This is a genomic window from Verrucosispora sp. SN26_14.1, assembly GCF_004307965.1.
In the GTDB taxonomy this organism is placed as follows: Bacteria; Actinomycetota; Actinomycetes; order Mycobacteriales; family Micromonosporaceae; genus Micromonospora.
On sequence record NZ_SISL01000488.1, the window covers coordinates 1 to 4277 of the forward strand.

At 74.7% G+C, this 4277-nt stretch carries 3 protein-coding genes and 2 pseudogenes; 4 read left to right on the forward strand and 1 reads right to left on the reverse strand.

The features are described 5' to 3' along the window. The 4 genes and pseudogenes from EYA84_RS27635 to EYA84_RS27650 all read left to right on the forward strand — a co-directional run. Positions 1 to 312 (forward strand): annotated as a pseudogene (locus tag EYA84_RS27635) (SAM-dependent methyltransferase); the annotation flags it as partial. Next, on the forward strand, positions 309 to 1535 hold the full coding sequence (locus tag EYA84_RS27640) for an alkaline phosphatase family protein (RefSeq protein ID WP_131056761.1): 1227 nt from the start codon (positions 309 to 311) through the stop codon (positions 1533 to 1535). The pseudogene EYA84_RS27635 and the gene EYA84_RS27640, both read left to right, overlap by 4 nt. 38 nt (positions 1536 to 1573) lie before the next feature. Then, positions 1574 to 2833 carry a DNA polymerase IV gene (locus EYA84_RS27645; RefSeq protein WP_131056763.1) on the forward strand — a complete coding sequence of 420 codons (1260 nt, stop codon included), beginning with the start codon at positions 1574 to 1576 and terminating at the stop codon, positions 2831 to 2833. A 115-nt stretch (positions 2834 to 2948) separates the two neighbouring features. Continuing rightward, the gene (locus tag EYA84_RS27650) at positions 2949 to 3347 is read left to right on the forward strand and encodes a DUF3040 domain-containing protein (RefSeq protein WP_131056765.1); all 399 of its coding nucleotides are present in this window, start codon (positions 2949 to 2951) and stop codon (positions 3345 to 3347) included. Between the two features lie 289 nt (positions 3348 to 3636). On the opposite strand, the pseudogene EYA84_RS27655 reads toward EYA84_RS27650, so the two are convergent. Continuing rightward, positions 3637 to 4277 (reverse strand): annotated as a pseudogene (locus EYA84_RS27655) (transglutaminase domain-containing protein); the annotation flags it as partial.

The window sequence follows — 4277 nt, forward strand, 5'->3', positions numbered from 1 at the left end:
GTGCTCGGCCGGGCGATGAACGGCCACCTGGACGTGGCGACGACGCTCGCCGCCGACCCCGACGGCACCGCCGGTTCCCGGGACACGCTGCGGCGACGTTTCGACGCCGACGGCGCCACCGCGCTGCTGGCCGCCGCCGGGCTCGCCGTCGAGGAGATCCACGGCGTACGCGTGCTCGCCGACCTGCTGCCCGCAGCCGTGGCGGATGGCCAGCCGGGCGCCCTGTTGGAGCTGGAACGGGCGCTGGCCGCCCGGCCGCCCTGGCGGGATCTGGCGGCGCAACTGCACCTGTTCGCCCGCCGTCCGGCATGACCGGCCCGGAGGGAGCAGCCGTGCGCCCCCCGGTGTTAGGAGGGGGCCCTTCCTATGCACCAGGCGTTAACAAGGTGCCCTTCCTTGCACCTGTCACGCCGGAGTACGGCGGGGGGAGCATCGCCGACGTGCTGCCCAGCGCGCTCGCGGTGCTCGGTGTGCCCGGTGCCGCCGATCTGCTCGACCTCGGTGCCGACCTCTCCGGCGTACGCCGGATCGCGGTGCTGCTGGTCGACGGGCTCGGGTGGTACCAGATCCCGACCGCCGCGCCGTACGCGCCGACCCTGGCCGGGTTGACCGCGGCGGCCGGTCGGCCGCTCACCTGCGGCTTCCCTTCCACCACCCCGGTCAGCCTGGTCACCCTGGGCACCGGGGCGGCACCCGGCGCGCACGGGGTGCTCGGGTTCACGCTGCGGGTGCCCGGCACCGAGCGGGTGCTCAACCACATCGAGTGGTCCGGCGACCCGTCGCCGCTGCGCTGGCAGCCGGTCGCCACCCAGTTGGAGCGGGCCCGGGCCGCCGGGGTGGCGGTGACCGTGGTCAGCCGGCCGGAGTTCGGCGGCAGTGGCCTGACGTTGGCCGCGAACCGGGGCGGCGACTACCGGGGCGCGGCCGGGGTCGACGCGGTGGCCACCACGATGTTGGCCGCGCTGACCGCCGGCCGAGGCCCCACCCTGGTCTCCGGGTACCACCCGGACGTGGACCGCGACGGGCACCTCAGCGGCGTCGACTCGGCACCCTGGCGGGCCTCGGTGGCCGAGGTGGACGGGATGCTGGCCCGGTTGGTCGACGGGTTGCCGCCGGACGGGGCGTTGCTGGTCACCGCCGACCACGGCCAGCTCGACGTGCCCGCCGCGCACCGGTTCGACCTGGACACCGACCCTCGGCTGACCGACGGGGTGCGGGTCGTCGCGGGCGAGCCCCGGGTGCGGTATCTGCACACCGCGCCGGGTGCCACCGCCGACGTGGTGGCGGCCTGGTCGGCTGTGCTCGGTGACGCCGCCCGGGTGCTGGTGTGCGACGAGGCGGTGGCCGCCGGCTGGTTCGGGCCGGTGCCCGAGGCGCACCTGGAGCGGGTCGGCGACGTGGTGGTGGTCTGCAACGACACGTACGCCGTGCTGGCCAGCCGGTCGGAGAGCCCGATGGTCTCCCGGCTGGTGGCCTTCCACGGCGCGGACACCGCGGCCGAGATGACGATTCCGCTGCTGGTGCTGCGGGGCTGACCGGACGTCCTGTCCCACCCCGGGGTTAACCTGCCGGGGTGGGACGCAGCCAGTCGTTGCCCCGGGGTGGCGATCCCCGGTTCGGGCCGGACGCCGACGACGCCGGTTGTTCGATCCTGCACGTCGACATGGACGCCTTCTTCGCCTCGGTGGAGGTGCGGCACCGACCGGAGTTGCGCGGCCGGGCCGTCGTGGTCGGCGGGGTCGGCGCACGCGGGGTGGTCAGTTCGGCCAGCTACGAGGCCCGGCGGTACGGCGTCCGCAGCGCGATGCCGACGATGCGGGCCCGGGCGCTCTGCCCGCACGCGGTGTTCCTGCCACCGGACTTCAGCCGCTACTCGGCCGCCTCGCGGGCGGTCATGCAGATCTTCCGGGACGTCACGCCGCTGGTCGAGCCGCTCTCCCTGGACGAGGCGTTCCTGGACGTCGCGGGTGCCCGGCGACTGTTCGGGCCGCCGGCCGCGATCGCCCGCCGGATCCGCGAGCGGGTCGCCGCCGAGCAGGAGCTGACCTGTTCGGTGGGGGTGGCGTCGAGCAAGTACGTGGCCAAGCTCGGGTCGACCCGGGCCAAGCCGGACGGCCTGCTCGTGGTCCCGGCCGCCCAGGTCCTCGACTTCCTCCATCCGCTGCCGGTCGCCGCCCTCTGGGGAGTGGGGGAGCGGGCCGAGCAGCACCTCCTGCGGCTCGGGCTGCGCACGGTGGGCGACCTGGCCCAGGCCCCGCTGGGGTTGGTGCGGACCGCCGTCGGCGCGGCGGCGGCCGGGCACCTGCACGAGTTGGCGTGGGGACGCGATCCGCGTCGGGTCAGCCCCGAGCACGCGGAGAAGTCGGTCGGCGCGGAGGTCACCTTCGACGTCGATGTCAATGATCCGACCGAGATCCGGCGCACCCTGTTGGCGCTCGCCGAGAAGGTCGGTGGCCGGTTGCGTGCCGGTGGGCTGGTGGGGCGCACCGTGTCGCTCAAGGTGCGGATGGCCGATTTCCGCACGGTGAGCCGGTCGCGCACCCTGGACGTGCCCACCGACGTGGCGCGGGAGATGTTCGACACGGCCTGGTCCCTCTACACCGCTCTGGCGCCTGGTGAGCGGATCCGCCTCGTCGGCGTACGCGCGGAGGGTCTGACCTCCGCGGACGAGACGCCCCGGCAGCTCGCGCTCGGTGCGCCCGAGCGGGGATGGCGCGAGGCGGAGGTCGCGGCGGACGCTGCGGCTGCCCGATTCGGGCGGTCCGTCATAGGACCGGCCAGTCTTCTCGGGGGGCGTGATCCCCGACGAAATGAAAATCCGACGCGGCCGTAGGTCGTCCCGCTTTCCGACGCGCGAGGGCCCTCGTAGACTTGCGGGTAAGCAGCCGGTTGGCTGCCACGGTCTGTCGGTCCGACCGGACCGACCAACGTGACCGGGGAGGAGTGCCGTGCCGCTCTCGGAGCACGAGCAGCGGCTGTTCGAGCAGATCGAGCGGTCGCTTGCCGAGGACCCCAAGTTCGCCTCGGCCGTGCGCGCCAGCGACCCGCGTTTCCACGCGCGGCGTCGCCTGCTCGTCGCTGCCGGCGTGATCGTCGCTGGCCTGGCGTTGTTGGTCTATGGCGCGGTGATCAAAACTCCGCCGTTGGCAGTGGCGGGATTCGTTGTCATGTTGGCCTCGGCGGCGTTCGCGGTGCAGTCGCACCGCCGGGCGCAGTCACCGGACCTGCACGTCGTCGGAGGCACGGCGAGTCGTCGCCGGTCCCGGGGACGGTCCGGTCGCCGGTCGGGGGGTTTCCTCGACCGGATGGAGGACCGGTGGCGTCAGCGCCCGGAGGGGCACCGCTGACCCGCTGTTCCTGACGGCGGGGCATTCGTCCCGGACCTGATCGGTCCGGGGCGTAGCGGCGTGCGACGACGGATGTGTGCTCCGGGTGTCCTTCGGGCGCCCAGGGCGAAGGCGGTGACGTGGCGCGCTCCGTGCTGCCCAGCGAGCGGCCGAGAGAAGAGCACGACCCCCAGCAGGCGGCGAGCGACAGCAGACCACGACGGGCCGGGTACCGGTGGATGTCCACCGGCACCCGGCCCGTGTCGTCGTGCCCGGACCGTGCCCTGTCGTGCCCGGACCGGGTGGGCGGTCAGCGACTCGCGCGGTTCGCGATCAGCCGGCGCGGACTGAACCGCAGCAGCCGGTGGCGTACCTGACCGCCGGAGTTCACCAGCCGCGACGAGGTGTCCGCGACGGTGGTGCGCCAGCGTTGCAGCACCGACGGCGGCAACACGGTCGCCATCAGGCGGGTTCGCCGGTCGGCCCGCTCGGCCAGCGCACCGCGTACCGTGCGCAGGGCCGTGGGCAGCGGCTCCCCGGTCAGCGGGTCGCGCGCGTACCGGGCCCGCTCCTCGGCGCGACCGAGCAGACGGGCCGCCGTCCCCGCCCCGGTGTCCGGTGCGAGGGCCTCCCGGACCAGCCGGTCGGCGGTCGCCCGGGGGGTCTCCGTCCGGTCCACCCGGATCCGGTAGTCGACAAGCGTGTCGAGCAGTTCGTCCCAGGCGGCGTGCGCGTCCGCCCGTGCCCGGTCCGGGTCGGCGCCGACCGACACCGCCGGTCGGTGCTCTCCGGTGGCGGTGGCCTCCGTCGCGTCGACCGTCCGGATCACCGGTGCCGGCCGACCTCGGCGGTGGCGTAGCGCGAGCCGGCGCAGCGCCGGCACGGCGAGCAGCGCCAGCAGGGCGAGTACGCCCACGGCGAGCAGCCACGGCCAGCGCGGCGCCTGCTGGG